This is a genomic window from Mesorhizobium sp. M7A.F.Ca.CA.001.10.2.1, assembly GCF_003998575.1.
Lineage (GTDB): Bacteria > Pseudomonadota > Alphaproteobacteria > Rhizobiales > Rhizobiaceae > Mesorhizobium.
In genome coordinates this window covers 1-1530 of sequence record NZ_RZQY01000983.1, presented here as the reverse complement: position 1 = coordinate 1530, position 1530 = coordinate 1, and the positions used below count along the sequence as shown (strand labels likewise).

General features: G+C 66.9%; 2 protein-coding genes. Both read left to right on the top strand.

What is annotated here, in order from left to right; all coding sequences use genetic code 11:
* Nucleotides 1–778: efflux RND transporter periplasmic adaptor subunit (locus EN964_RS34205; protein ID WP_127277417.1), on the top strand; the 778-nt coding region annotated here is incomplete at its 5' end.
* 4 nt (nucleotides 779–782) lie between these two features.
* Nucleotides 783–1496: an ABC transporter ATP-binding protein gene (locus EN964_RS34200; protein ID WP_127268496.1), complete on the top strand. Its 714-nt coding sequence runs from the start codon at nucleotides 783–785 to the stop codon at nucleotides 1494–1496.
* The last annotated feature ends 34 nt before the right edge of the window (nucleotides 1497–1530 follow it).

Here is a 1530-nt window from a genome sequence, read left to right as displayed (position 1 = left end):
GTCGCTTGAAGCAGCAACCGCCACGCGCGACCGTTCCAAGGCAGCGCTCGACAGCGCGCAGGCCAACCTCGCCATCGCCCAGGCCGACCTCAAGGCGCAGCAGACCGACCTTGCCAAGAGCACCATCTATGCGCCGATCGACGGCATCGTGCTGACGCGCTCGGTCGATCCCGGCCAGACGGTCGCCTCTTCGCTGCAGGCGCCGGTGCTGTTCATCATCGCCGCCGATCTCAGGAACATGGAACTGGTGGCGGCGGTCGACGAGGCCGACATCGGCGCGGTCAAGTCAGGCCAGCATGCCCGCTTCACCGTGGATGCGTTCCCCGAGCGGCCGTTCGATGCCGAGATCCGCGACATCTCCTATGCCTCGGTCACCACCGACGGCGTCGTCACCTACAATGCGCGGCTCGAGGTCGACAACAACGAACTGTTGCTGCGGCCCGGCATGACCGCCACCGTTTCGGTCGTCACAAAACAGGCCAAGGGCGTGCTCACCGTACCCGCCACCGCCTTCCGCTATCGCCCGGCGCAGCAGGCCGCCCGCGGCTGGAGCCTGAGCGACCTGTTCACCGGCCGCATGGGGCGCCCCGGCGGCAATCGCCAGCGCCAGGCCGCCACAGTGCCCACCGACGGCTCGCGCATACTCTACGTGCTGGAGAACGGGCGTCCGCACCCGGTCAATGTCAAGATCGGCTCCACCGACGGCGAACTGACCGAGATCATCTCTGGCCTGGATGAAGGCGCACAAATCATCACCGCGTCGCAGCAGCGGAGCTGATGCCGTGGCTGCGGGCGCGACCCTCATCACCTTCGACAAGGTCTGGAAGAGCTACGGCCAGGGCGAGGCCAAGGTGCATGCGCTGGCCGGCGTCGATCTAGCGATCCGGCGTGGCGAATTCGTCGCCATCATGGGTCCATCCGGCTCCGGCAAGTCGACGGCGATGAACATCATCGGCTGCCTCGACACGCCGACGGCCGGAACCTATTCCTTCATGGGCATCGACGCCGGCCGGCTCGACCGCAACCGCCGCGCCATGCTGCGCAACCTTTATGTCGGCTTCGTCTTCCAGGGCTACAATCTGCTGGCCCGCACCACGGCAGCCGAAAATGTCGAACTGCCGCTGATCTATCGGGGTGTTGCCGCGCGCGAGCGCCGAGACCTTGCCATGCAGGCGCTGGCGGAGGTCGGCCTTGTCGGCCGCGAGCACCACACGCCGGCCGAGCTGTCCGGCGGCCAGCAGCAGCGCGTGGCGATCGCGCGCGCCATCGTCACGCGTCCGACACTCCTCGTCGCCGACGAGCCGACCGGCAATCTCGACACCGCCCGCACGCACGAGATCATGGAGCTGCTCACCCGGCTCAACACCGAGCTTGGCCTGACCATCGCCATGGTCACGCATGAGGCCGACGTCGCCGAATATGCCGAACGCACAATCCGCTTCCTCGACGGCCATGTCGCTTCGGATTCCAGGAAGCTGGAGATCGCACAGCCATGATCTGGGAAACCGTCCGCCTCTCGCTGCGCTCGAT